Genomic DNA, 23,970 nt, shown 5'->3' with positions numbered 1-23,970 from the left:
GCGAGCGACGTGAGCTTGGATCCGGCCGATCAGGATCGCCCAGCCCGTGTCGTGCAGCGGACCAGCGTAACGAGCGACCTTGGCTAGCAAGCCCGTCTCGAGCCGAGATGTCCGCTGAGGTTGGCTCGCCAGGGCGCGCGCTCTGCGGCATGTGAGTACGTTCGGAGTCGCTCTCCCTCTTGTCCCCGTGTTGACTTCGAGTGGTAGCGATTCTTTCGCACCTGCTGATTCAAACCGGCCCCCGCGGTTACCGGTTAGCGCACACGTCGCCGCGCCAGGAGGCTTCAGGAAGTGCCATCAGATCCTTATACTTCATATCAGGTAAAGTCTGACAAATTTGGTCCATCCAGGCCAGCGGCGTGACAGGCTCGAGTGTGGCGTCAGTACCCGGCCAGGCGGCGAAGGTTGAGGGAATCTTGTCCGGGACCTGTTCGATTTCCGTTCCGCCGAGCCCCAGCCAGTCGAGCACGTCGAAGCCGCGACTCCTGTGCCAGCGCTGGGTGACGATCCCTGTCGTGTTCTTACTTCGGTAATCCATGAGCGCGAACTCGATTTCGTTGGTGTCATCAATGAATCGGATGTGATCGACACCTGTATAGTCGGCCAAGGGGCGTCGGTCGACCCGGCGATGTTCGAGTAGGTCCCAGATCTCGATGGCGTCACCATGGAAGACGGCTATCAGCGTGCCGCTGGGATCGACGACGGGACGGAACCCCTGGAAGTCTCGGCTCGCCGAGTCGCCAAGACTGAACGCGGACCCGGACACGAGCGCGCCGTCGGAGAGCTGGTTACGTTGCACGTGATTCCCGCGCACAGTGAGCAGCTGCTGGAAGCCGGGCATCACAACGCGCCACTCCCCGGGTGCATCTGCATCGGGAAGCGGTATCTGGGCCACGGTCCGCTTGGCAAGCGGGGCAAGGCTCCACGTGCTTAACCCGTCACCGTAACCCACCTGCAAGATCCGGTCGCTCACGAAACTCGCAGTTGCACCAATCTCTTCCTCGACACCGTCGATGAAGGCTTGAGACGCAGCGGGCAAGGGAATTTCGCCCAGCGACTGCAGATCGGGCAACCGCCACACTTTTGCCGGTCGGTTGTGGAAAACCGTGACCAGCGTGCTGCTATCCGGCGAGATTACAAGGCTAGCTTTGCTCCCTTCTTGGCTTAGTTCGGAGGAGCCAGGGGCCGTGATGCTTACAAGTCTGCGTGCGCCGATGTCCCAGCTTTCCACCCGATTTTCGTCTCCTCGGAGCACAAGAAATCGCTCGTCGTTGGTCACCACCGCGTCCTGAGCCTGGATCAGAGCCTCTTCCATTGCATCCGGCGGCAGCACCCGCAGGACCAACAGGGAGTCGGCAGACTCAAGGATCAACCGATAGGCCCCAGATGTCTCCGTGGCTGCGCGTGCCAGATGGTATCCGGCCGGGATTTCGACACGGCGTGCCAACTTGGTGTCGCTATCGGTACCCAGCACAACGTAAGATTCCGGTTCAGGCCGGCCTCTCGGCGCAGGTACTGACTCAACAGTGATCGCCTGCCTGAGATCAGGTGTGAACCTAACAGGGATGTCTTCGTTGGAGCCGTCAGGCGTCGAGTGGGTGGCTAGGACTGTGGAGCTCTCCAGGCCAAACAGCTGGTATTCGCCGTGGGTATTTCGCTCGACAACGGCCTGCCCTTGTCCCAGGTCGACGACCTGCGCTAGATAGGCCCGGTCGTCGAGCGGGTGGAAGCCCGCGCGGGACAGGGCGATGACCCTATCGCTGTAGGCGACAACCAACTCGCCGGAGGTGAGGATTCCCTCGACCACGACGTTGGGGTGGAGCATGCCCTGCCGCAGTCCCCAGTGCTGCAACGGACCGGGCAGACGCACCGTGTCGACGGTTCCACGCTGGAGATCGAGCACTCGGAATTCGTTGGCACCCAGAGACCCGTACCCAAGCCATCGTCCTGTCGGATCACCCACGAGTTCGTCGCCACCGGCGTCTAGCTCGCGCACCCGTTGCTGGGTCCGCACGTTCCACAGCGCGGTTTTCCCGTGGGAGCGCGATACAGCCACGACATCCCGACCCAACCAAGCAGCAACTGTGGGGCCGTTGCCGTCAGCGTCGGCGGAAAACTTCGTCGGGGGGGAGGTCGTGAAGTCCCAGGCGAGCAGGCGGTCCGACTCAGTCGGGTTCGGAGTGACCGCAGCGGATCCATCTGCGTTGATATCCGTGGCGGTGTCGTCAATCGGTATCATCGTTTCAGCGAATCGCAGCTGCTGCGCCCAGGCGCGAATTCTGTTCCTGGTGTCGAGTCCGTCATGAGTGCGGTAAGCATGGAGATCGAGCTGCAGCCTCTCCCATCGGCTGTCCGTCGATCTTTCCAGCAGCGCGCGTGCCGCGGCATCGGCCATTGCCGCCCGGGACGCGGCATCACGCCGGGCCTCCGTTACTCGGTACAGACCGAACATGGCTGATCCGAGGATGAGCAGAATTACCACGCTGATCATAAGGAGTCGCCTGCGGTCGACGGCCCGTCCTGCGGTGGCGGCCTGCCGCCAGGTCTTCACCGGGACGAGTTGCGCGTTGTCCCCGTACTTGTGGTTCGCGTCGACGGCGGCGCGATAGTCGACGTGGGGCACCACGACTCGCGTGTTCTCGTCTACGACGCTGAGTTTTGCGTCGTAACCCGACACCGAGGACGCCGCGTCCGGTGCGTCCTCATCTATCCGACCAACTATCGCCGTGCGAGGACGCAGTCTCCGCACGGTCAGCAGGCCGAGCAGCGGCCTGGCGAGCCTCCGTTGCTCGTCGAACAGGGCGGTGAATCCCAGGCTTAACGACTCGTCGGTCACCCTGGTTACGGGTCCGGTCTTGTCGCCCAGGGACCACAGCACCGCACCACGCGAGGAGCCGCCGGCGACCTTCCACGCGGTGGCCAGCGAGGACTGAAATTTCACGTCCGCCGAGGACAGCGTCATGGTCGCCGGGTCGGGGATCAGCCCCGCGGGGAGTCCGGGCGCACGTGACAAGCTCAGCACAGCGTTCTGGCCCTGTCGCCCGCGATCGAGCAGAACCTGAATACCCGGCCCGGGTCGCACCGCTTCTGAACGGCCTTGGCGCACCCAGCCGTCAAGTTCCGTCATCCACACCAACGACAGCAGATCCAGGTCTCCAGCGTCGGCTAGGAAACGCATCACCGATGCGTGCGGCGTGTCGATGATGGTCGGAATTTTACGGACCTGCTCGCCGGGCACCTCTAGACCAGAACAGCGGATCCATCGGCGGAACGTGGGGAAGTGGATACTCGCGTGTTCGGGACCAGCCACCAGCACGAGCCCCAATGACGCCAGCGCCCGAGCCGCGTGGATCGGAGCGACCTCGTTACCATTGAATGGCTCTCCCGTCAGCTCGCGGATTCTCGTCAGCCGGGTCTCAATGTGGTCCAGGATTTTGTGGCATGCGTAGCGACCGTTGCATAGTTTCGACAGGCTATCGACATCATTATGGGCAACACGTTCCCGGATAATCTCAAGCAGTCGCTGCCGAGCGTCGGTCAACTGAAACCCGACCCGACGTGACTCCTCTCCGGAAATGTTCTCGGCTAGTAGGTCGGCAATGCCTAGCACGTTGTCGTTCATCGCGGAAGTCATAGTCAGAGCGACTCCTCGAATTCGTTCGCCGCGACGCGCACTGGGTGACGGTCTGACAATTCGTCGGCAATATCGAGCCAACGCTTGGCGGTCATCGCAGTACTGGCGTGCAGAGAGTCCAACAATTCCTCCGGGTCGGCAGAGGCCAGCTCGTGCACACCGACTGGAGCATCGTCTGCATCGAACTCGGATAGCCCTTGAGGCAGAGCAATGGAAACAGTCCCTACGAGATGGTCACCTTCGACGGACAAAGCGATCCAAAGCCGCCGTTCTGGTGCGCCGTCGTGAGGCAGGACTCGGATCGGGAGGAAGGTTCCCACCCGCTCGGCGAGCGGACTCTCGACAGTGTTCGCTCGAGCCACTCGTGCCGTCGCCCGCAGCCACCCAGCCCGGGTCTGGACAAGTTGAACCTGTTGGACGTCATCGCCGAGGAGCTCGATGTGTTCGCGGACGTGCTTGGTTCCCGCCGCCGCCTCGAGGTTGGGATACAGATCGGCCCGTATCCGCGGGATCATTGACTGGCCTGTCAGTTGTGCCGCCAAGACACGAGAGACGTGGCTGTACGACCGGTCGACCCGGCCGAGCAGGGTGACGAGGCGGCTGAGGCCGGTCCGAGAGCGCTCGGGAATGCGTAACATTGGTATGTCGCGTAGGTTGGCCAGCAGTGCGGATGCGCCGAGTCTGGCAATCAGACGATCGCCGGTGCGCAGCCCATGGTCGAGCTGCTCAATGGGACCTGTCAGGCCTCGCACGGCCGGCGTCAGCCAGTGCCGGATCTCGACCAATGCCCCAACCTGGCCACGCAGATCCAGCCCGGCAGCAACCGCGTCAACCGCCCGATCGAGCAGATCCCAGGGCAAGATCGCGAAGACCTCGTCAGGCGGGTCACCTTCGGCGTCAAGCCGCTCCAGTAACCAGTAGCGCACCGGCAGCGGCGCATCAGCTAGCCGGAGAAGCGCGTCGGCGGCCGTGCCGTCGACGACCGGCCAGCGCTGCTCAATGTGATCTATTGCCTCAAGCGCCTCGGGGCTGATCGTGATCGGCGCACCGACGTCGTCTAGTTCCACCACGACCACGTCGTCGCCACGCTTCAGTCCGAGCGCGAAAGAGTCGACGCCCCACGGCACTGCGACCCGGCACCACCCATCGACGAAGTAGGCCATTTCCCGCGCGTCGGACCGGTGGTCGCCATCGTTGACCAAGCCCAACTCGTTTGTGTTCGGCACAAGGTGGGCAATCCATGCGCTGAGCGGACGGTGGATTGACGTCATCGGGCACCTCCGATCAGGGTCTCGATCAGCTTGCGGCCAGGTTCTGGCAGTCTCGCAGCGAACTCACGCTGATGCTGCGGAGACGCACGGATAGTTCGGTGGTACATGGTCTTCAGACCATTCAACTGGGCGCGCGTGAGCATTTGGCACAGAGCGGGCGGTAACGCGGCTATCCAAGTTTTCAGCGGCGCCAGGTCCACTGATGCCAGGTTCAGGGGTGATCCTTCACACCAGCGCAGAGCGAATTTGGCCGCCCGCAGAACGACTTCCGCTTGCGTGAACGGGTCGGTGCTGACGTTTTGAGGAGTGAACCGCCGCTTCTGGCCGAGCAGGTCGTCGAGCCCTGTCCCACTCGAGTCGATCACGATGTGACCGAGAACGTCGTACATCAGCGCGTTGAAAGCAAAATCCCGGTACTCAGCATCCTCTGCGAGCCGGCTGCCAACCACCGGAAAGTGGAATCCTCCCTTGGACAGTCCACGGTACTCGATGAGCCGACTGTTCGACTTCGGCCGGACCACGGAACACACCAGCGAGGACGGGGTGATCGTCGTGCGGAACTCTGACATCCCCATTGCGCGCAGCGTTTGACGAGTGACGTCGGCGAACCGTCCTGGCGGTACAGTTCCGGCCAAATCAAGGTCTTGGACCTCGTGCAGCGGCACATCAGCCACGAGGTCGCGAGCCGCTCCGCCGGACAGCCATGCCCGGTGGCCTGCGGCATGCACGGCCCCGAGCAGCGGTCGGATCAGCGGCTGCCACGGCGCACCTGACAGGTCCAGCAACGCCCCCGCTCGCAACGGAAGTGTAGTCCCCAGCGAGCTCGCGGCGTGCACATAACCAGCAGGAAGGTCGTCCGGGGGCATGACGGCCACGGGTTCGGCTCCGTCCGCAGTCTGCGGAACCGGCCGATCTGGCGGCGCCGAGAGGCATTCGTCGCCGTCGAACAGCAGCCTGTCATCGAGATGGGTGGACACACCGGCACCGCTCTGTCCCGCCCACGCGAAACCAGCCACCGAGCGTCCTTCGAGCCGATCGCCCGTAAGCAATGGCCGAACAGGGGAAATGCACGGACGGTCAGGACCAACACCCAACGCCAATGGTCTCTCCGAAAGCATTCACTCCGAGACGCACCACTGATCCCGAGACGAGTGTCGTCCGAGAGGATCCGGCGCGCAACTACGCGGAGTAACGGGCAGGCCATGCAAGCCTGCTCTCACTACCCTGGAGTGAGTGCGACAACGTAGCACAAGGGGCCCGACACTGCGCTTGGCGACATGCCCTCGCTCGCTCCTCGGGGTTACACCGCCAGTCATATGATCCGCCCCATCGGCCCCACAACACACTCCTGAACTATCTACAGCAGAGGTGGTCTGACTGGTGTCACACTGGCTGACTCCGGAGCCGGAGTGGTCGCCGCGGCTGATTCGGCCCCTGTGCTCGCAATTCGGCATGAGCGTGCGTCAACCGGTGTCCGCGGCTGGCGGCAGTGCGGACGCCGAACCGGCCGGCCTGGATCAACACCGGGGCTGCCGCTCGCCGAGTGCGCGGGGAACAGCGGTGTGAGTGGGGTTGGTCGATCGGGATCGTGCCTCGGGTGGGTGCGAAGGTGGTGGGCCGTGTGCAGAGCGCCGAGCAAACGTCGTTGCGGCTGGTGTACTGCCCGTGAAGACTGACCGCCATGCTCGTCCTGGAACGGTGATCGACGCGGCCGACGCGACCGGGTTTACCCTCTGGCCGGTCGCAGCCCGTGTCGGGCGTTTCTTTATCCACATGTCAGCGGGCATGTCCTCGCTCGACGTCGGCACGGTGATGGCGGCCCTGCAGCCTCAGGGCTCCGATGCCTCTGCTGCACATCCTCGTGACGCTGTCGCCGTGGTTCGGGCCATCATCGAGACCGGCTGCCTGATCGCCGCCGGCGGTCTGCTGGCCCGCGACTCGCAGACAGGGGTCGCTATCCCGCCGAGCTGCTGCTGCGGCCTGGAGGGCTGGCGCGAATGGACCACCGTCCCGCACGGTGGCCAGCCGTGGCTCGGCCACAGCCCCGCACCGTGGGTGGAGCACCTCGACAACGCCGTGCGCATCTGGCCCGACGGTGGCCTCGGCGAAGCCCTGCCCCCGATCGAGCACGCGATCACGGCACCGTTGGATATCGTCACCGCTCAACTGCACAGCACGCACCAAGACCTCCTCGGCTTCTTGGACGCAGCCACCCAATGGGCGCATGAGTTTGCGCCCGGCATGGTTGGGGACCTCGTGGCCAAGCTCGACGACAGCTTCGCGATCACCGAACGGTGAACCCTCTCGAGGCAGTACTCCGTACTCTTTCGGCGGTGGTGACCTGGTGCCAAGCCGGCGCCGTCCGGTCGTCGGGCATGAGAGTGCGTACGGACTGGTCGTTCCGGTTTGCGCATCTGGATGCCGGCTGGCGCCGGCGTCGTCTTTGAGGGCGGACGCTGAAGACGTCTGTGCCGGGGAACTCCACCGTTGGGGCCAACGCCTCGTTGGTCTCAGCCAGGTGTGGGAGGTTGTTGTGGCGTGGGTGGAGCAGTGCGATAGCAGGTCGTGGCGGGTGAGGTATCGGCGGCAAGGTTTCGGTGTTCGTTCGGTGTCCGGATTTGGCTCGCGGCGTGACGCTGCCGGGTTGGAGGTGGATCGGCGTCGGCGGGTGTGGATCGATCCGGCCGATAGTGCGGTCACGGTGGCGGATTGGACAGGGCGGTGGTTCCGGTCGCTGGATCTGGATCCGCGGACGATCGAGAGTTATCGGAGTCGGTTGCGGTGTCACATTCTGCCGAAGTTCGGGGGTGTGCCGTTGGGTGCGATCACGGCGCTGGGTGTGACCGAGTGGGTTCGGGAGCTGGAGCGAGCAGGGTACGCCCTGTCGACGGTGAGTTCGCAGCTGAACTTGTTGTCGATGTTGCTGACCGATGCGGCCGATGAGCGGCTGATTCCGTTCAATCCGGTGCGTCGGCGGAGGCGTCGTGGTCGGCGGTCACGGCGGGCCGTGGCGGAGCGGATCTGGGCGACGCCGGAGCAGGTGGTGCGGATCGCCGAGCAGGCAGGCCTCCTTGGTGGCCCGATTGCGCGGCTGCTGGTGATCACCGCGGCGTGGACCGGCTGTCGGTGGGGTGAGCTGGCAGGCTTGCACCGGGACAACGTCGATCTCCGACGCGGCGTGATCGTGATCGATCCAATGGTGGGGGCGCTGCACGAGTCGGGGGCGATGCGCTGGCTGGGGCCGCCGAAGACCCGAGCCTCGGCCCGGACGATCGCGCTGCCACCGTTCCTGGTCTTGCTGCTGCGCGCGCACCTCGCCTGGCACCGGTACGAGTTCGTGTTCACTACGCCGAGCGGAACGTGGCTATGGCGCTCGACGTTCCTGCGGCGCGTGTTCCGCCCGGCGGTTGACGGCAGCGACGCGTCCGGGACGAAGGCGGACTGTGCGGCGGTGCGGCCGGGATTGACCTTCCATGGGCTGCGGCACAGTCACAAGACGTGGCTGATTGCGGGCGGTGCACCGGAGATCGCCCAGGCCCGCCGGCTCGGTTATCACTTGGACAACCGAGTCATCGAGACCTACTCCCACGTCGCCCCGGAGGTCGAGCAGCGCCTGCTCGATGACCTCGAGCGGCGCTGGCACACCGCAGCACCCCGACCGCCAACACCGTCACCGAGTGTGGTCGACAGTGGGCGGGTGGTGCCGGTTGTCCTCGCCACGGTGGGGGTCAACCGCCGACCGAGGCGGGGAGCAGCGAGAACGCTGGGCGGGTGCCGTGTCGGGGCTGGGGTAGTGCTCCAGTTTTGCCCCACCAGGAGCACAAGATCACGCCGCACAACGATCACCGAAGATCGAACCGGGAATGCAGAAAACCCCTCCGACCAGCCCGGAAGGCTGAAACGAAGGGGTTCCTTACGATGTGGAGCTAAGGGGACTCGAACCCCTGACCCCCTCACTGCCAGTGAGGTGCGCTACCAGCTGCGCCATAGCCCCGGAGCGAAGGTGAACTCCGCATCTCGTATGGCCATACAGTACACCCGCTCAAGAGTCCGTTCGCACGGGGGTGTCCTCATCGCTTCGGCGCTACGCGCAACCCCGTGACCAGCATCTTTATATCTTATTTTTAGCCATGTATTGACTCCCCAGTGTGGCCGCCGTGACATTTGCGCGGTGGTGACGCCGAGGTCCCGCCCATTACGCCGCGTCTCCGAGACCGGGCACCTCTCTGCCGTTTCGTGCTCGATGAACGCCGCGGACGCCGCAGAGGAGGTCTCGATGAAGACGAGACGGCGGGTGATCACGCTGCTCACGGCACCAAGCCGGTCAACCTGGTCAGTTACCCCTGAGCAACCGGCGTGCGCCGTGGGATCATCCTGCTCGTACTGGCCTTCCGGCTGCGGAAACTGGGGGACACCACGCCGGCCACCTGAGTAGCGTGCGGGGGTGTCGACCCGCGAACTGGTGGTGCTGGGCACCGCGAGCCAGGTGCCCACGCGTCACCGCAACCAGAACGGCTATCTCCTGCGCTGGGACGGCGAAGGCGTCCTCTTCGACCCGGGCGAGGGCACGCAGCGGCAGATGCTGCGTGCCGGCGTCGCCGCGACCGACGTCACGCGCCTCTGCGTCACGCACTTCCACGGCGACCACAGCCTCGGGCTGCCCGGGGTGATCCAGCGGCTCTCGCTGGACCAGGTGCCGCACCCGGTGCACGCTCACTTCCCGGCCTCGGGCGCGCACTACTTCGCGCGGATGCGGCACGCGACGGCGTTCTACGAGCAGGCTGACCTGCGGGAACACCCGATCGCCGAGGATGGGCCGATCGCCACGGGCAAGTTCGGCACCCTCGAAGCCAGGCGGCTGAGTCATCCGGTCGAGGCGTTCGGCTACCGCATCGTCGAGCCGGACGGCCGGACCATGCTGCCCGAGCGGCTGCGCGAACACGGCATCGAAGGCCCGGACGTCGGCAAGCTGCAGCGCGAGGGCCGGCTCGGGAACACCAGCCTCGAGGACGTCAGCGCGCGCCGCCCCGGCCAGCGGTTCGCGTTCGTGATGGACACCCGGCTGTGTGACGCGGTGTACGCGCTCGCGGAAGACGCCGACATGCTCGTGATCGAGGCGACCTTCCTCGCCGAGGACACGCGGCTGGCCCAGGACTTCGGGCACCTGACCGCGCGGCAGGCGGCTCGCGTGGCCGCCGAGTCGGGCGTCCGGCAGCTCGTGCTGACCCATTTCTCCCAGCGCTATCCCGAATCGGAGCGGTTCGAACAGGAGGCCAGGGCCGAGTTCGACGGCGACATCGTCGTGGCCGAGGACCTGGAGCGGGTCCAGGTGCCGAAACGGCGGTCCTCCCCCGCAGGGCACCGAGCGCCGTAGGCTGCGTTCGTGAGCCAGCCGATCCTGATGACCGTCGACGACGATCCCGCCGTGTCCCGTTCGGTCGCCCGCGACCTGCGCCGGCGCTACGGGAAGGACTACCGCGTCATCCGCGCCGACTCCGGCCCGGACGCCCTCGACGCGCTGCGCGAGATCAAGCTGCGCGGTGACGCCGTGGCGGCGATCCTCGCCGACTACCGGATGCCGCAGATGGACGGGATCGCCTTCCTCGAGAAGGCGATGGACCTGTTCCCGCACGCCCGCCGCGCCCTGCTGACCGCCTACGCCGACACCGACGCCGCGATCCAGGCGATCAACGTCGTCGACGTCGACCACTACCTGCTCAAGCCGTGGGACCCGCCGGAGGAGAAGCTCTACCCGGTGATCGACGCGCTGGTCGAGACCTGGAAGGCCGTCGGCGAGAAGCCGGTCGAAGAGGTCAAGCTCATCGGCCACCGCTACAACTCGCCGTCGTTCCACCTGCGGGACTTCCTCGCGCGCAACGCCGTTCCGTACCGCTGGTACTCGGTCGAGGACGACGAAGGCTGCCGGATCCTGCAGGCCGCGGAAGCCACCGAAAAGGACATCCCGGTCGTCGTCACCCCGGACGGCACCGTGCTCAAGAACCCCACCGGCGGCGAGATCGCCGACGCGGTCGGGTTGTCGACCCGGCCGGCGCAGGAGTTCTACGACCTCGTCGTCATCGGCGGCGGTCCCGCCGGCCTCGGCGCCGCGGTGTACGGCGCTTCCGAAGGCCTGCGCACGGTGCTCGTCGAGAAGAAGGCGACCGGCGGCCAGGCCGGCACGAGTTCACGCATCGAAAACTACCTCGGCTTCCCCGACGGCGTCTCCGGCGCGCAGCTGACCGACCGGGCGCGGCGCCAGGCCCAGAAGTTCGGCGCCGAGGTGCTGACCGCGCGCGACGTCGTCGGCCTGGAGGCCCGCGGTTCGCAGCGGGTGATCACCTTCGGCGACGGCAGCGAGATCGCCGCGCACTCGGTGATCCTCGCCAGCGGCGTCAACTACCGCGCCCTCGAGGCCGACGGCGTCGAGGAGCTCACCGGCCGCGGCGTCTACTACGGCTCCGCCGCCACCGAGGCGCCCGAGTGCAAGGGCGAGCACGTCTACATCGTCGGCGGCGCCAACTCCGCCGGGCAGGCCGCGGTGTTCTTCGCCAAGCACGCCAGCGACGTCACGATCCTGGTGCGCGGCGCGTCGCTGGAGGCGTCGATGTCGCACTACCTGATCGAGCAGATCGCCGGCATCGGGAACATCCACGTCCGCACCCACACCACGGTCAAGCAGGTGCACGGTGATGGGCACCTCGAACGGATCACGCTGTGCGAGAAGGGCGTCACCGAGACGGTCGAGAGCGGGCACCTGTTCATCTTCATCGGCGCCGCCCCGCGCACCGACTGGCTCGGCGAAGCCATCCACCGCGACGAGCACGGCTTCGTGTGCACGGGGCCGGACCTCCTGAGCGCCGGGCAGCGGCCGGCGGGCTGGCCGCTCGACCGTGATCCGCACTATCTCGAGTCGTCGATCCCGGGCGTGTTCGTGGCGGGTGACGTGCGGTCGCAGTCGGTCAAGCGGGTGGCGTCCGCGGTCGGCGAGGGCGCGATGGCCGTGACGCTGGTACACCGGTACCTGGAGGAACAATGAGCGCACTGCCGCGGGAAGAGCTTCGCGGCCTCTTCCTGTTCGAACACCTTTCCGAGGACCAGCTCGACTGGGTCGCCGCCAACGCCGTGCTCGAGCAGTACGAGGGCGACACCTTCGTCATCCGCGAGGGCGACGAGGCGACCTGCTTCTACGTGATCCTGAACGGCGCCGTCCGGATGACGCGGCTGGTCAGCGGCACCGAGGTCGAGACCAACCGCTCCGACCAGCGCGGTGCCTACTTCGGCGCGACGCAGTTCTTCGTGCACCAGGAAGCGGAGCACCGCTACGGCGCGTCGGTGCAGGCGCTGAGCAACCTGACGCTGCTCGCGCTGCCCGCCGCGGCGTTCGCCGTCGAGTTCCGGCAGTGGTTCCCGATGGCCACGCACCTGCTGGAGGGCATGTACCTCGGCTGGCGCAACAGCGACACCGTGATCGGTTCGCGCCGCCGGCTGCTGGCGCTGGGCGAGCTGTCGGCCGGCCTGACGCACGAGCTGAACAACCCGGCCGCGGCCGCCGTCCGCGCGACGTCCGCCCTGCGCGAACGCGTCGCCGGGATGCGGCACAAGCTCGCCTTCCTGGCCAAGAAGGACATCGATCCCGAACTGCTCTACCAGCTCATCGACGTCCAGGAACGCCTGGTCAAGCAGGTCGCGCAGGCTCCGAAGCTGAGCGCGATGCAGCAGTCCGACCGCGAGGACCAGATCGGCGACTGGTTCGACGACCACGGCATCGACCAGGGCTGGGACCTCGCCGACATCTACGTCCGGGCGGGGCTCACCACGGCCGACCTGGACAACGTCCTGGAGCAGGTCGGGGACACCATCATGGACGGTGCCGTCCGCTGGCTCGCCTACGCGCTCGAGACCGAGATGTTGATGGGCGAGATCGAGGACTCGACCACGCGTATCTCGGCCCTGGTCGGCAAGGCCAAGCAGTACTCCCAGATGGACCGGGCGCCGCACCAGTGGGTCGACGTCCACGACGGCCTCGACTCCACGCTCGTCATGCTCGCCGGCAAGATCGGCGACGGCGTCCGCGTCGTCAAGGAGTACGACCGGAGCCTGCCGGAGATCCCGGCGTACCCGGCCGAGCTGAACCAGGTCTGGACGAACGTCATCGACAACGCCCTCGGCGCGATGAAGGGCGAAGGCACCCTGACGCTGCGCACCTGGCGCGTCGGCGACCAGGTGCGCGTCGAGGTCGGCGACACCGGCCCCGGCATCCCCGACGAGATCAAGCCGCGGATCTTCGAGCCGTTCTTCACCACGAAGCCGGTCGGCGAGGGCACCGGGCTCGGCCTGGACATCTCGTGGAAGATCGTCGTCGAACGGCACCAGGGCGACCTGCGCGTCGAGTCCGAGCCGGGGAACACCCGGTTCGAGGTCTGCCTGCCGACGGCCGAGCAGGCCTCGCTCTGATGGCTTCCGTCCCGACGGTCACGACCGAACTCGGGGCGCTGGTCGGGCTGGCGGGCGACGGCGTCCGCGTCTGGCGCGGGATCCCGTACGCCCGCCCGCCGGTCGGTGAGCTGCGGTGGAAAGCGCCGCGGCCGCCGTCGCTGCCGCGCGGTGTGCACGTCGCGACCGAGTACGGTCCGCACGCGATGCAGGCGCCGGACCCGATGAACCCGTCCGCCGTGTGCGACGAGGACTGCCTGTACCTCAACGTCTGCACGCCCGAGGGGCCCGCCCCCGACGGCGGGTGGCCGGTGCTGTTCTGGCTGCACGGCGGTGGTTACCGCGTCGGACACGGCGAGCAGCTTGGTGACGGCGAGGAGTTCGCGCGCGCCGGGATCGTGGTGGTCACGATCAACTACCGGCTCGGCTCGCTCGGCTTCCTGCACTTGGCCGGGATCTTCGGCGAGTCCGAAGCGGACGCCGGGGTGTGCGGCGTGCTCGACCAGATCGAAGCGTTGAAGTGGGTGCGCCGCAACATTTCCGCGTTCGGCGGTGACCCGGCGCGGATCACCGTTTACGGCGTTTCGGCCGGGGCGAAGAGCATCGGGAACCTGATGGGCAGCCCGCTCGGCGCGGGGCTGTTCGCGCAGGCGATCAGCAGCAGCGGCGGCGCGGACCACGTCGCGACGCCGGAAGCCGGGACGGCGCTGGCCCGGCGGCTCCTGGACGAGGTCGGCTGCCACGACGTCGACGCGCTGCGGGCGTTGCCGGCCAAGGAGTTCGTCGAGGCGCAGGAACGGATCCTGAGCGGGTTCCAGGCGCTGTGGCTCTGGCGGCCGACGCTGCACCCGCGTGTGCTGCCGGAGGTGCCGATCGAGCTGATCCGGCGTGGAAGCGCGGCCGGGATCCCGTTGCTGGTCGGCTGCAACAGCAACGAAGGCAGCACGTACGCGATGATGCTCGGCGACGACGTCGCGACGGCCCCGGCGTCCGATGTGCTCGCGACCATCCTCGGCGACGAAGGCGCTTCGCGGCTTCTCGAGACGTACCTTCGCCGCGTTCCCGATCTGAAAGCCGCGAAGATCGCCGCGATGGGCGACGAACGGTACGGCATTCCGACGCAGCGGCTGGCCGACGCGCAGTCCGCGTACGCGCCCGTTTACCGCTACCGCATCGACATCGCGGCACCCGGCGTGCCCGAGCAGCTCGACGGCGGCCACGGCACCGAGACGACCATGGCGTGGAAGACCCCGCTGCCGCTGTACGCGGAAGCGACTGACGTGAACCCCGCCCGCGAGCGCGCGGCGTTGCTGATTCACCGCTGCTGGGTGCGGTTCGTGCACGACGGCGTCGCGTCCGCCGACGGGCCCGAATGGCCGCCGTACGGCCCCGAATTGCGGCCGGTACTGGTTTTCCGGGAAGACACGGATCTGGTGCTCGACCCACGAGCGGACGAGCGAAAAGCCTGGGGCGACGCGGAATGGGCGTCCGGGACCTGGTTCCCGGTGACCTGAGACCGTTCCTTCACCCGCTGTTCACTTCCAACCGGCTCCCTCCCGCGTCAAATGGGCGAAGGCGGCTGAGGGGAGTGGCTCGTGAAACGCCGGGTGTCGATCGGCTTGGCCGTGGTGCTTCTGCTGGCCGTCGTGGGCGTGATCATCTGGGGGCGCGGGGAAGACACCGCCCAAGGTGCCACGACCGTGCGCGGCGTGATCGGGTCCGAGAAGCAGGCGTTCTTCACCGACCAGCGCGTCGTCGACGCCTTCGCCCGCCACGGGCTGAAGGTCGAGGTCGACACGGCCGGATCGCGGCAGATCGCGACGACCGTGGACGTCGGCAAGTACGCGTTCGCCTTCCCGTCGTCGTCGCCGGCCGCGCAGAAGATCCAGCGCGACCGCAAGGTGACCACGGTGTACACGCCGTTCCAGTCGCCGATGGCGATCGCCACCTTCGAACCGGTCGTGGCGCTGCTGCGCGCGAACGGCGTGGTGCACAAAGGCGCCGGCGAATACGACGTCCTCGACGTCGCGAAGTACCTGGAGCTGGCGGGAACGCGCTGGGACCAGCTGCCCGGCAACACCGCGTATCCCGCCCGCAAGAACGTCCTGGTCACCACGACCGACCCGCGGGAGTCGAACTCCGCGGCGATGTACCTGTCGATCGTTTCCTTCGTGGCCAACGGCAACGCCGTCGTCAGCACGCCGGAGCAAGAGGCGAAGGTGCTGCCGTCGGTGTCGAAGCTGTTCCTCGACCAGGGGTACACGCAGAACAGCACCGAAGGGCCGTTCGAGGACTACCTGTCGGCGGGGATGGGCAAGACGCCCCTGGCCCTGATCTACGAGTCGCAGTTCGTGGACCGGGTGGTGCGCGGCGACGGGTCGATCCGGCCGGACATGCGGATGCTCTACACCGCGCCGACCGTGTACTCGAAGCACACGCTGGTCCCGTTGACGTCCGACGGCGACCGGGTCGGGCAGCTGCTCACCACCGACCCCGAGCTGGGCAAGCTCGCCGCGACCTTCGGGTTCCGCACCACCGACCCGAAGCACTTCGCCGCCGTCGCCGCGCAGGCCAAGGCGCCGGCCGACCTCGTCGACGCGATCGAGCCGCCGTCGTTCGAGACCCTCGAGCGGCTTCTCGACGCCGTCGGCAAGCAGTACTGACATGGACGCACTGACGCCGGTCACCGCCATCCCCGCCGAGCGCGCTGCCGGGCTCGTCACGCTCGGGGACGACACCCGGGCCGAGATCACCGCCCGAGCGGACGTCTTCGCTTCGCGCCTTGAGGCACTGGACGTCCGTTCACCGGAGTTCACCGACCTCTTGGACGAGTTGCTGGCCGTCGGCGAGGCCGACATGCGCGCGGCCGCCGTGGTCGCCGGGGCGATGCTGGACCGCTCCCTGCGTGGCGCCGCTTCCCCGCAGGAACAGGTCACGACGAGCCTCGCCGGGCTGCGCCGGACCGTCGCCGAGCTCGACCCGGCGAAGCTGCCCCTCACCGGGCGGAAGCTGCTCGGGATGTTCCCGCTGGCGGGGAGTGCGAAGCGGGCGTTGGATCGCTACCACGCGGCGAACGAGCCGGTGAACGCGCTCGTCGTCGACCTGCGCACGCGTCAGGACCGGTTGCGGCGCGACAACTCCGCGATCAAGGGCGAGCGCGAGCGGCTGTGGAAGGTGCTGGGGAAGCTCGCCGAGGCGGCCGCGTTCGCCGAAGCCTTCGACACCGCCATCGAGCGGCAGGCTTCGGTCTTCGACCTGACGGACCCGCTGCGCGCGCAGGCCTTGCGCGGCGACGCCCTGTACCCGATCCGGCAGCGGCACCAGGACCTGCTCACCCAGCTGGCCGTGAGCGCGCAGGGGTACCTCGCGCTCGACCTGGTCCGCCGCACCAACGACGAGCTCATCCGCGGCGTGGAGCGGGCGGTGTCGACGACGGTGTCCGCGCTGCGCGTGGCGCTGCTCGTTTCGGCGGCCCTCGCGGGTCAGCGGGACGTGCTCGACGAGGTTGCGGCGCTGCGGGCGACCACCGACGGGCTGATCCGCGCCAACACCGAGCTCCTGGGCCTGCAGGCCGCGGAGATCCGGAAGGTGAGCAGCGACCCGGCCGTCGCGGTCGGCACGATCCGCGAGTCGTTCGACCGGATCTACGCCACGCTCGACGCGATCGACGGGTTCCGCGCCGACGCCGTCGCCGCGATGGCGGTCACCGTCGAGTCGCTGTCCGGCGAGATCCGCCGCGCCGAGGACCACCTGCGCCGTTCACACGAGGGGGACTGATGAGGAAGGTTCTGGCGCTCGTCTTGGGCGCGCTGCTGCTGGCGGGGTGTTCGGACTCCTCGTCCGCACCGCTGGGGGAGGCTGAGCCGGGCACGCTCAGGATTCTCGCGGGAAGTGAGCTGGCGGACATGCAGCCGGTGCTCGACGAAGCCGCGAGCGCCGCCGGGATCAAGGTGAAGTTCACCTTCACCGGAACCCTCGAGGGCGCCGAAGCGCTGGCGAACGGCAGTGTCGACGGCAAGTACGACGCCGTGTGGTTCTCCTCGAACCGTTATCCGGCAGGCATTCCCGAAGCGGCGAAGCGGCTGGGCAACCAGGTGAAGATCATGAGCTCGCCGGTGGTGCTCGGACTGGCCGCATCGGTCGTCCAGCGGCTTGGCTGGGCCGGCAAGCCGGTGAGCTGGGGTGAGATCGCCGCCCAGGCGGGGAAGAAGGCCTTCAGCTACGGGATGACCGACCCGTCGGCGTCGAACTCCGGGTTCTCGGCGCTGGTCGGCGTCGCGTCGGCGCTGGCAGGCGCGGGCAACGCGATCGACGCCCGGCAGATCGCGTCGGTCACTCCGCGGCTGACGCAGTTTTTCAGCGCGCAGGCCCTTTCGGCGGGGTCTTCGGGCTGGCTGTCCGACGCGTACACGCGGCGCGCCACCGGCCAGGACCCGGGCCAGAAGGTCGACGGGCTCGTCAACTACGAGTCCGTACTGCTGTCCGCGAACGCGTCCGGAAAGCTGCCGGAGCCATTGACGCTGATCTACCCGAGCGACGGCGTCGTCACGGCGGACTACCCGCTGTCCCTGCTGGCGGACGCCGGATCCGACGCGCGTTCGGCCCACCAACGGCTTTCGGACCACCTGAGGACGCCGGAGGTCCAGAAGCGGATCATGGAGACCACCGGGCGGCGGCCGGTCGTGCCCGGGGTCGCGCTGGGGCCGCAGTTCGCGCAGCGCGACCTGGTCGAGCTGCCGTTCCCGGCGACGCAGCAGGCCGTCGACGCGTTGCTGTCGGCCTACTTCGACAAGCTCCGGCGACCTTCACGGACGCTGTACGTGCTCGACACGTCCGGTTCGATGGCGGGCGACCGGATCGACTCGCTGCGGTCCGCCCTGGTGGGGCTGACGGGCGCGGACACGTCGTTGACCGCCCGGTTCCGGCGGTTCCGGAGCCGGGAGGAGGTGACGCTGCTGCCGTTCAACACCGGTCCTGGGGCGGCGCAGACGTTCACCGTGCCCGACCAGAACCCGCAGGGTGAGCTGGGGCGGATCAAGGCGTTCGCCGAAGGACTGGAAGCGCGCGGCGGGACGGCGATCTACGACAGTCTCACCCGGGCGTATCGGGTACTGGAACCTTTGGCGGCCAAGGATCCCGATCGGTTCACCTCGATCGTGCTGATGACCGACGGCGAGAATGCGAACGGCTCGTCGCTGACGGAGTTCTTGACGTCGTTCGCTTCGCTTTCGCCCACGATGAAACAGGTCCCGGTGTTCACGGTCCTGTTCGGCGAGGGCAGCAGCGACGAGCTGACCCAGGTCGCGACGCGGACCGGCGGGAAGGTGTTCGACGCGCGAAACGTCCAGCTGTCCCGGGTGTTCCAGGAGATTCGCGGGTACCAGTGATGCGGCGTTGGCAAGGTTATCTGGGGTCGACCAAGAACCTCGCCGGCTGTGTCGGCGGGCTGATCGGCATTGTGCTGTACCTGACCGGGGTGGTCGGGTCGTTCTGGTGGGCCGTCGTGGTCGCGCTCTATCTTGCCGGGGCGCTGCTCGCGCCGGGCGAGAAGGTGCGGCTGGTGCCGGACACGACCGGTGAGCTGCGGGAGTCCCTGCGCGAACTGGTGGACTCGGTGTCCGCGCAGTCGTCGCGAATGCCCGCGTCTACTGTGGACAGGGTGCGGCGGATCGCTGAGGTGCTGGGTGATCTGCTGGGCAAGCCCGCCCGGCTCGCGACCGATCCCGAGCTGCGGCACGCCGTGGTCCGGCTGGCGGGGACCGATCTGCCGCTGTCGCTGGAGACTTTCCTGAATCTGCCATGGTGGTTCGCGGCTCGCCGGGTGAGCGCGGGGGAGGAACTGGTGGCGCAGCTCGGGTTGCTCGAAGCGGAGGCGGACCGGGTGGCCGAGCGGTTCTACTCGGCGGACGTCGACCGGCAGGCCGATCACACACGGTATCTGCGGGATCGGGACAGTTGATTTTCGTTGCTGTCATTGGGTTTTGAGGTATACCCGTGTGAGTGATGAGCTCGAACGCGCGTTCGAGTAGCTTGGCTGATGTGGGCCACTTCCGGCTCGCATCGGCGAAGGGGAGAGCTATGGGCGCGTACCGAGTTTCGGCAGAGTCAGGGTCACGGCCGCCGTCGTCAGCCAGCTCAGCAGGTCGGTCAGGGGAATGCGGGACAGCCGTTCCGGCCATTCCTCCGCCACTGTGTGCAGCACGAGTTCGTCGTGGCGTGGCTCGACCTTCGTCAGCTTTATCCCTGGCGGGAGTTCCGGCAGGGGAAGCACAATGGGCTGGAAGCGGGCCGGTGGGCGCATTTGCTTCCGTCCGATGTGGAGGGTCCGCGGCACGAGCACCACGGCGTCGTCCGCCACCTGGGCTTCGAGGGTCAGGTGGCCCCAGTGCGGCCGCTTGGCCCAGTGGATCTGGAGCAGCCCGCTTTCGGCCGGGGTCGCGACGATCCCGGGGCGGACCGCCGCCACCCGGTCCCGCAGCACGTCCGCGGACACCGCGATGCGCAGTTCGACCCGTGCGGGGATGGCGGCCGGCGTGGGCAGCGAGCGGAGGCGGACGTCTTCGGCGAGCACGGTGACCCGGCGCAGCGGAATGCTCACGGGCTCCCCGTCCTCGGCTTCGGGCTCCGGCCAGTCGACGTCCTCGGCGACGATCCGGACGTCGCCGACGCGCCCGGTGGCCAGCCGGAGACTGTCGGCCGGGTAGTCGAGTTCGGTGAGGGTGAGGCCGACTTTGCGGTCGCCGACCTTCGCGGTCAGCCTGCGGCCGACGAGCTGCTCGGTGACGGTGCGCGCCAAGGCGGCCGGCGTGACCGGGACGTTCGGCAGCAGCGAACGCCCGGCCGCGGCGAGCCCGGCCAGCTCAGGCCAAGGCGACCTGCCGTCGAACCACCTGCCGTCGCTCATCCGTCCAGTGTCGCTGAAGAACACTGGTGGCGGCGACGGCGGGTGGTCCCTCGGTGGGTGGGACAGCGGGTCGAGGCCGGGTCACCGGCCCGCGAAGCGGGCGATGATGCCGGTGACGACCAGCCAGAACACCGCGGCCAGGCCGAAGTCGAGGATCACGGCCAAGCTCGGGCTGTCCACCGGGAACAGACCCGGCCAGAACAAGGCGAGAGGAACCGCCAGTGACTTGATGAACTGGAAGAAGGCGTTGCCGGCGTTGGCGCCGGCGAGCACCATGATCATGTAGAGCACTTCGATCCCCGCGAAGATCGCGCCGATCGCCGTGATGACCCGCACGGCCGTGTTCCGTCTGGTGGTGGTTCGCCAAGGAGACATGTCCGCGAAATTCCCGGATCGGGTGACCGATCAAACGCTTCAGAGGGAAGATTGGGCCGTTCGGCTGCTTTTGTTGCTCTCCGATGACTCCCGGCCACGCTCAGTCGACGATTTCAGCCCCCGAGGAGGCGGGCGATGGCCCAGTCCTGAACGGCGAGGCCGACGGACTTGAACACGGTCCGCCCGCTCACCGTCGGCGGCGTGCGCAGGGCCTGGCCCAGCTCGACCAACGCGGCGCGTTCGATCAGCCCGGTGTCCACCGCGTCGATCACCTCGCCGGCCTCCTTGAGCACGGCGTCGACCTGATCCACGACCACACACGAGGCCGTCGCCACCAGCTCGGCGGGAAGCTCCCGCATGGACGGCAGGTACGACCCGATCGCGTTGACGTGAACCCGGTCGGGCAAGTCGTCAACCGCGAAGAGAGGAGCACGAGACGAAGTAGCGCAACAGACGATCTCCGCATCGGACACCGCGTCCGACGCGCTCGTGGCGACCCGCGTCGTCATCCCGGGGAATTCGGCGCCCAACCGGGCCGTGAAGGCCTCGGCGCGTGTCCGGTCGCGTCCGAACACGGCCAGGCGGCGCACCGGGCGCACCGCCGCCACGGCACGCACCTGGTCGGCGGCCTGCGCACCCGTTCCGAGGAGGGCCAGCCTGCTCGCCCCGGCCGGCGCGAGCAGGTCCGTGGCGACGCCGGACACGGCGCCGGTGCGCAGGGTCGTCACCTCGATCGCGTCGGCGACCACCTGGCCTTCGGCGGCGTTCCACACGAGCGTCCCCAGGATCGTCGGCGTCCGGCCGGCGACCAGGCTGAGCGTCTTGACGACGGTCGTCGACGACGGCGTGTGGCAGGCGCTCATCACGAGCGTGGTGCCGTCGGCGAACGACCACCGTTGCGGCACCACGAAACGTCCGGCGGCGAAGTCGAGGAACGCCTCCCGCACCGCGTCGACGGCGGCCGTCATCGGCACGGCCTTCCGGATGTCGTGGGCGTCGAGCATGCGCGGATCCCTCCCGGCTCGGGGAACTGCCGCTAGCCTGGCGGGATGTCCGAGGCCACGCAAGATTCCGTCGAGGAGCAGCAGTTCCTCCGTGACGACTGGTACGGCGAAGAGATCACCGGGCGGCACTACGTGCGGTGCGACTTCCGCGAGGTCGACCTCTCGGAGGCGGTCACGCGGAACTCGGTGTTCACCGACTGCGTGTTCGGCAACGTGCGCTTCAACGCGTCGCGGCACACGGACTCGGCCTTCACCGGCTGTGCCTTCAAACGGTGCAACTTCTTCGACGCCGAGTTCACCGGGTGCAAGCTCGTCGGCGCCACGTTCAGCGAGTGCGAACTGCGCCCGCTGCGGGTCACCGGCGGCGACTGGTCGTTCGCCGGGCTGGCGGGCGCCGACCTGCGTGCGGTCACCTTCCAGGGGGTCCGCATGCGGGAGGCCGACCTCACCGGGGCGAACTGCGGCGGCGCCGTGTTCGCCGACGTCGACCTGTCCGGGGCGACGCTGCACGCCGTCAAGCTGTCCCGCGCCGAGCTGCGGGGCAGCGACCTGTCGGCACTGGATCCGCTGAACGCCGAGCTGGCCGGCGCGATCGTGTCGCCCGAACAGGCTGCGGTGCTCGTCACGTCGCTGGGGCTGCGGGTCCGGGCGTAGGCTCGGCGCGACCGGGAAGGAGTGCCGCATGGGCGTCGTGACACCGGGTTTCCAAGGCCGGGCCCGCAGCGGCGACCCGAGGCTGCCGCCCGGTCAGTACCTGGCCGAGGACTTCCCGGTGCTGTCGGCGGGACCGACTCCGCGCGTCCGCACCGAGACGTGGGAGTTCACGGTCACCACCGAGACCGGCGGCAAGCACACCTGGAACTGGGCCGAGCTGATGGCCCTGCCGAGCGAAAAGCCCACTGTGGACATCCACTGTGTCACGCAGTGGTCCAAATTGGACACCCGGTGGCGCGGCGTCGCGGTGGACACGCTGGTCGGCGGGCTCGACACCGAGGCCGACTACGTCATGGTGCACTCCTACGGCGGGTACACCACGAACCTGCCGCTGGCCGACCTGCTCGACGGCCAGGCCTGGATCGCCTACGAGTACGGCGGCGAGCCGCTCACTCCCGAGCACGGCGGCCCGGCGCGGCTGCTCGTACCGCACCTGTACTTCTGGAAGTCCGCGAAGTGGGTGCGCGGGCTGGAGCTGAAGACCCGGGACGAGCCGGGTTTCTGGGAAAACGTCGGCTACCACGACTACGGGGATCCATGGCGCGAACAGCGGTATCAGGGCGACTAGCCTGGCGGGTCGCCCGGCTGGCCGGGTTCCGCGACGAGACGCCGACCGCCCGCACGCTCGTCTTCGACCTGCCCGGCTGGCCGGGGCACCTCGCGGGACAGCATGTCGACGTCCGGCTCACGGCGGCCGACGGCTATCGCGCGCAGCGCAGCTATTCGCTCGCCGCGCCCGCCGACGGTGACCGGGTGGAGCTGACGGTGCAGCGCGTCGCCGACGGCGAGGTGTCCGAGCACCTCACCGGGCCGTACGCGGTCGGCGACCCGGTCGAGATCCGCGGCCCCGTCGGCGGCTGGTTCGTCTGGCGGCCGGAGGACCCGGCGCCGGTGCTGCTCGTCGCGGGTGGTTCGGGCATCGTGCCGCTGATGGCGATGATCCGCGCCCGCCGCGCGGCGGGCGTCCGCACGCCGTTCAAGCTGGTCTACTCGCTGCGCACCCCGGCCGAGCAGTACTACGCCGAGGAACTGCGCACGCCCGTGGCGGGCTTGGACATCACGTACGTCCACACGCGAGAGCTGCCCGAAGGCCGCCCGGGCATCCCGCGGCGCGTCGACGTAGCCACGCTCAACACGGCGGGCTGGCCGGCGGAGTTCGGCGCATCGTGCTTCGTCTGCGGCCCGACGGGCTTCGTGGAGACGGTCGCGGACATCCTGGTCGCCCTCGGCCACGACCCGCACCGCATCCGCACGGAACGCTTCGGCCCCAGCCGCGACTGAGCATCCCAGCCGCGACTGAATGCCCGATCGCGTGTTTGGTCGCTCCGGCCGCGACCGAGCGCCCGGCCGAGACCGAGCGCCCTGGCCGCGACCAAGCGCCCGGCCGAGCCCAAGCGCCCTGGCCGCGACCGAGCGCCCGGCCGCGACCGAGCGCCCGGCCGAGCCCAGCGCCCTGGCCGCGACCGAGCGCCCGGCCGCGACCGAGCGCCCGGCCGCGACCGAGCGCCCGGCCGAGCCCAGCGCCCTGGCCGCGATTGAGTGTCATGGCTGAAGGCGAGTCCTCAGTCGTGACTGAATGCCCCGGCCGCGCGATCGAGCGCCCCGGCCGAGACTGAGCGGCCCCAGGCCGCCGGG

At 68.2% G+C, this 23,970-nt stretch carries 18 protein-coding genes, 1 tRNA gene and 1 pseudogene; 13 read left to right on the top strand and 7 right to left on the bottom strand.

The window, feature by feature from the left end; all coding sequences use genetic code 11:
• Window positions 1-247: 247 nt before the first annotated feature.
• From AB0M82_RS19970 to AB0M82_RS19960, 3 genes are read right to left on the bottom strand one after another with little or no spacing between them, the layout of a single operon-like run.
• On the bottom strand, window positions 248-3,622 hold the full coding sequence (locus AB0M82_RS19970) for a hypothetical protein (RefSeq protein WP_364723646.1): 3,375 nt from the start codon (window positions 3,620-3,622) through the stop codon (window positions 248-250).
• Window positions 3,623-3,636: 14 nt separating this feature from the next.
• Window positions 3,637-4,905 carry a hypothetical protein gene (locus AB0M82_RS19965; RefSeq protein WP_364723643.1) on the bottom strand — a complete coding sequence of 423 codons (1,269 nt, stop codon included), beginning with the start codon at window positions 4,903-4,905 and terminating at the stop codon, window positions 3,637-3,639.
• Complete coding sequence (locus tag AB0M82_RS19960) at window positions 4,902-5,921, bottom strand: hypothetical protein (RefSeq protein WP_364723641.1); 1,020 nt, start codon at window positions 5,919-5,921, stop codon at window positions 4,902-4,904. The genes AB0M82_RS19965 and AB0M82_RS19960 overlap by 4 nt, the downstream gene beginning before the upstream one ends.
• A 682-nt stretch (window positions 5,922-6,603) precedes the next feature.
• Here AB0M82_RS19960 and AB0M82_RS19955 point away from each other — a divergent pair.
• Together AB0M82_RS19955 and AB0M82_RS19950 are read left to right on the top strand one after the other, a co-directional pair.
• Window positions 6,604-7,203, top strand: coding sequence for a hypothetical protein (locus AB0M82_RS19955; protein WP_364723640.1), 600 nt, complete (start codon window positions 6,604-6,606; stop codon window positions 7,201-7,203).
• A pseudogene (locus AB0M82_RS19950) lies at window positions 7,130-8,491 on the top strand (tyrosine-type recombinase/integrase); the annotation flags it as partial. The gene AB0M82_RS19955 and the pseudogene AB0M82_RS19950, both read left to right, overlap by 74 nt.
• A gap of 335 nt (window positions 8,492-8,826) precedes the next feature.
• On the opposite strand, the gene AB0M82_RS19945 reads toward AB0M82_RS19950, so the two are convergent.
• Window positions 8,827-8,899 (bottom strand) — tRNA-Ala (locus AB0M82_RS19945).
• Between the two features lie 450 nt (window positions 8,900-9,349).
• On the opposite strand from AB0M82_RS19945, the gene AB0M82_RS19940 reads away from it, so the two are divergent.
• From AB0M82_RS19940 to AB0M82_RS19905, 8 genes are all read left to right on the top strand, one after another.
• The gene (locus AB0M82_RS19940) at window positions 9,350-10,279 is read left to right on the top strand and encodes a ribonuclease Z (protein ID WP_364723637.1); all 930 of its coding nucleotides are present in this window, start codon (window positions 9,350-9,352) and stop codon (window positions 10,277-10,279) included.
• Between the two features lie 9 nt (window positions 10,280-10,288).
• Window positions 10,289-11,941, top strand: a complete 1,653-nt coding sequence (locus AB0M82_RS19935; protein ID WP_364723634.1) for an FAD-dependent oxidoreductase — start codon at window positions 10,289-10,291, stop codon at window positions 11,939-11,941.
• Entirely contained in the window at window positions 11,938-13,359 is a 1,422-nt protein-coding gene (locus AB0M82_RS19930) for an ATP-binding protein (RefSeq protein ID WP_364723631.1), read from the top strand. Before AB0M82_RS19935 ends, AB0M82_RS19930 begins: the two co-directional genes overlap by 4 nt.
• Window positions 13,359-14,852, top strand: a complete 1,494-nt coding sequence (locus AB0M82_RS19925; RefSeq protein ID WP_364723628.1) for a carboxylesterase family protein — start codon at window positions 13,359-13,361, stop codon at window positions 14,850-14,852. Before AB0M82_RS19930 ends, AB0M82_RS19925 begins: the two co-directional genes overlap by 1 nt.
• An 81-nt stretch (window positions 14,853-14,933) precedes the next feature.
• The gene (locus AB0M82_RS19920; protein ID WP_364723626.1) at window positions 14,934-16,001 is read left to right on the top strand and encodes a hypothetical protein; all 1,068 of its coding nucleotides are present in this window, start codon (window positions 14,934-14,936) and stop codon (window positions 15,999-16,001) included.
• Window position 16,002: 1 nt separating this feature from the next.
• Window positions 16,003-17,115: a toxic anion resistance protein gene (locus AB0M82_RS19915; RefSeq protein WP_364723624.1), complete on the top strand. Its 1,113-nt coding sequence runs from the start codon at window positions 16,003-16,005 to the stop codon at window positions 17,113-17,115.
• Window positions 17,115-18,725: an extracellular solute-binding protein gene (locus AB0M82_RS19910; RefSeq protein WP_364723622.1), complete on the top strand. Its 1,611-nt coding sequence runs from the start codon at window positions 17,115-17,117 to the stop codon at window positions 18,723-18,725. Before AB0M82_RS19915 ends, AB0M82_RS19910 begins: the two co-directional genes overlap by 1 nt.
• The gene (locus tag AB0M82_RS19905) at window positions 18,725-19,297 is read left to right on the top strand and encodes a hypothetical protein (protein WP_364723619.1); all 573 of its coding nucleotides are present in this window, start codon (window positions 18,725-18,727) and stop codon (window positions 19,295-19,297) included. Before AB0M82_RS19910 ends, AB0M82_RS19905 begins: the two co-directional genes overlap by 1 nt.
• 117 nt (window positions 19,298-19,414) lie before the next feature.
• Here AB0M82_RS19905 and AB0M82_RS19900 read toward each other — a convergent pair whose 3' ends face one another.
• From AB0M82_RS19900 to AB0M82_RS19890, 3 genes are all read right to left on the bottom strand, one after another.
• The gene (locus AB0M82_RS19900; RefSeq protein ID WP_364723617.1) at window positions 19,415-20,242 is read right to left on the bottom strand and encodes a hypothetical protein; all 828 of its coding nucleotides are present in this window, start codon (window positions 20,240-20,242) and stop codon (window positions 19,415-19,417) included.
• Window positions 20,243-20,323: 81 nt separating this feature from the next.
• Entirely contained in the window at window positions 20,324-20,578 is a 255-nt protein-coding gene (locus tag AB0M82_RS19895) for a hypothetical protein (RefSeq protein WP_020643997.1), read from the bottom strand.
• Window positions 20,579-20,730: 152 nt separating this feature from the next.
• Window positions 20,731-21,621, bottom strand: coding sequence for an ornithine cyclodeaminase family protein (locus tag AB0M82_RS19890; protein ID WP_364723615.1), 891 nt, complete (start codon window positions 21,619-21,621; stop codon window positions 20,731-20,733).
• A gap of 45 nt (window positions 21,622-21,666) precedes the next feature.
• Between AB0M82_RS19890 and AB0M82_RS19885 the strand changes: the two genes are divergently transcribed.
• The 3 genes from AB0M82_RS19885 to AB0M82_RS19875 are packed head-to-tail and all read left to right on the top strand — an operon-like array spanning window position 21,667 to window position 23,616.
• Complete coding sequence (locus AB0M82_RS19885) at window positions 21,667-22,275, top strand: pentapeptide repeat-containing protein (protein ID WP_364723613.1); 609 nt, start codon at window positions 21,667-21,669, stop codon at window positions 22,273-22,275.
• A gap of 28 nt (window positions 22,276-22,303) precedes the next feature.
• The gene (locus AB0M82_RS19880; RefSeq protein ID WP_364723610.1) at window positions 22,304-22,903 is read left to right on the top strand and encodes a sulfite oxidase-like oxidoreductase; all 600 of its coding nucleotides are present in this window, start codon (window positions 22,304-22,306) and stop codon (window positions 22,901-22,903) included.
• Entirely contained in the window at window positions 22,873-23,616 is a 744-nt protein-coding gene (locus AB0M82_RS19875) for a ferredoxin reductase (RefSeq protein WP_364723608.1), read from the top strand. Before AB0M82_RS19880 ends, AB0M82_RS19875 begins: the two co-directional genes overlap by 31 nt.
• The last annotated feature ends 354 nt before the right edge of the window (window positions 23,617-23,970 follow it).

This window comes from Amycolatopsis sp. NPDC051128 (assembly GCF_040682715.1).
GTDB lineage: Bacteria > Actinomycetota > Actinomycetes > Mycobacteriales > Pseudonocardiaceae > Amycolatopsis.
The sequence above is the reverse complement of the archived record's forward strand: the minus strand, read 5'-3'. Positions and strand labels throughout refer to the sequence as shown.

Excerpts from the sequence above, each read along its gene's own strand:
- AB0M82_RS19970 (WP_364723646.1), bottom strand. The coding sequence starts at position 3,622 with ATGAACGACAACGTGCTAGGCATTGCCGACCTACTAGCCGAGAACATT.
- AB0M82_RS19965 (WP_364723643.1), bottom strand. The coding sequence starts at position 4,905 with ATGACGTCAATCCACCGTCCGCTCAGCGCATGGATTGCCCACCTTGTG.
- AB0M82_RS19930 (WP_364723631.1), top strand. The coding sequence starts at position 11,938 with ATGAGCGCACTGCCGCGGGAAGAGCTTCGCGGCCTCTTCCTGTTCGAA.
- AB0M82_RS19925 (WP_364723628.1), top strand. The coding sequence starts at position 13,359 with ATGGCTTCCGTCCCGACGGTCACGACCGAACTCGGGGCGCTGGTCGGG.
- AB0M82_RS19915 (WP_364723624.1), top strand. The coding sequence starts at position 16,003 with ATGGACGCACTGACGCCGGTCACCGCCATCCCCGCCGAGCGCGCTGCC.
- AB0M82_RS19910 (WP_364723622.1), top strand. The coding sequence starts at position 17,115 with ATGAGGAAGGTTCTGGCGCTCGTCTTGGGCGCGCTGCTGCTGGCGGGG.
- AB0M82_RS19905 (WP_364723619.1), top strand. The coding sequence starts at position 18,725 with ATGCGGCGTTGGCAAGGTTATCTGGGGTCGACCAAGAACCTCGCCGGC.
- AB0M82_RS19900 (WP_364723617.1), bottom strand. The coding sequence starts at position 20,242 with ATGAGCGACGGCAGGTGGTTCGACGGCAGGTCGCCTTGGCCTGAGCTG.
- AB0M82_RS19890 (WP_364723615.1), bottom strand. The coding sequence starts at position 21,621 with ATGCTCGACGCCCACGACATCCGGAAGGCCGTGCCGATGACGGCCGCC.
- AB0M82_RS19885 (WP_364723613.1), top strand. The coding sequence starts at position 21,667 with ATGTCCGAGGCCACGCAAGATTCCGTCGAGGAGCAGCAGTTCCTCCGT.
- AB0M82_RS19880 (WP_364723610.1), top strand. The coding sequence starts at position 22,304 with ATGGGCGTCGTGACACCGGGTTTCCAAGGCCGGGCCCGCAGCGGCGAC.
- AB0M82_RS19875 (WP_364723608.1), top strand. The coding sequence starts at position 22,873 with ATGGCGCGAACAGCGGTATCAGGGCGACTAGCCTGGCGGGTCGCCCGG.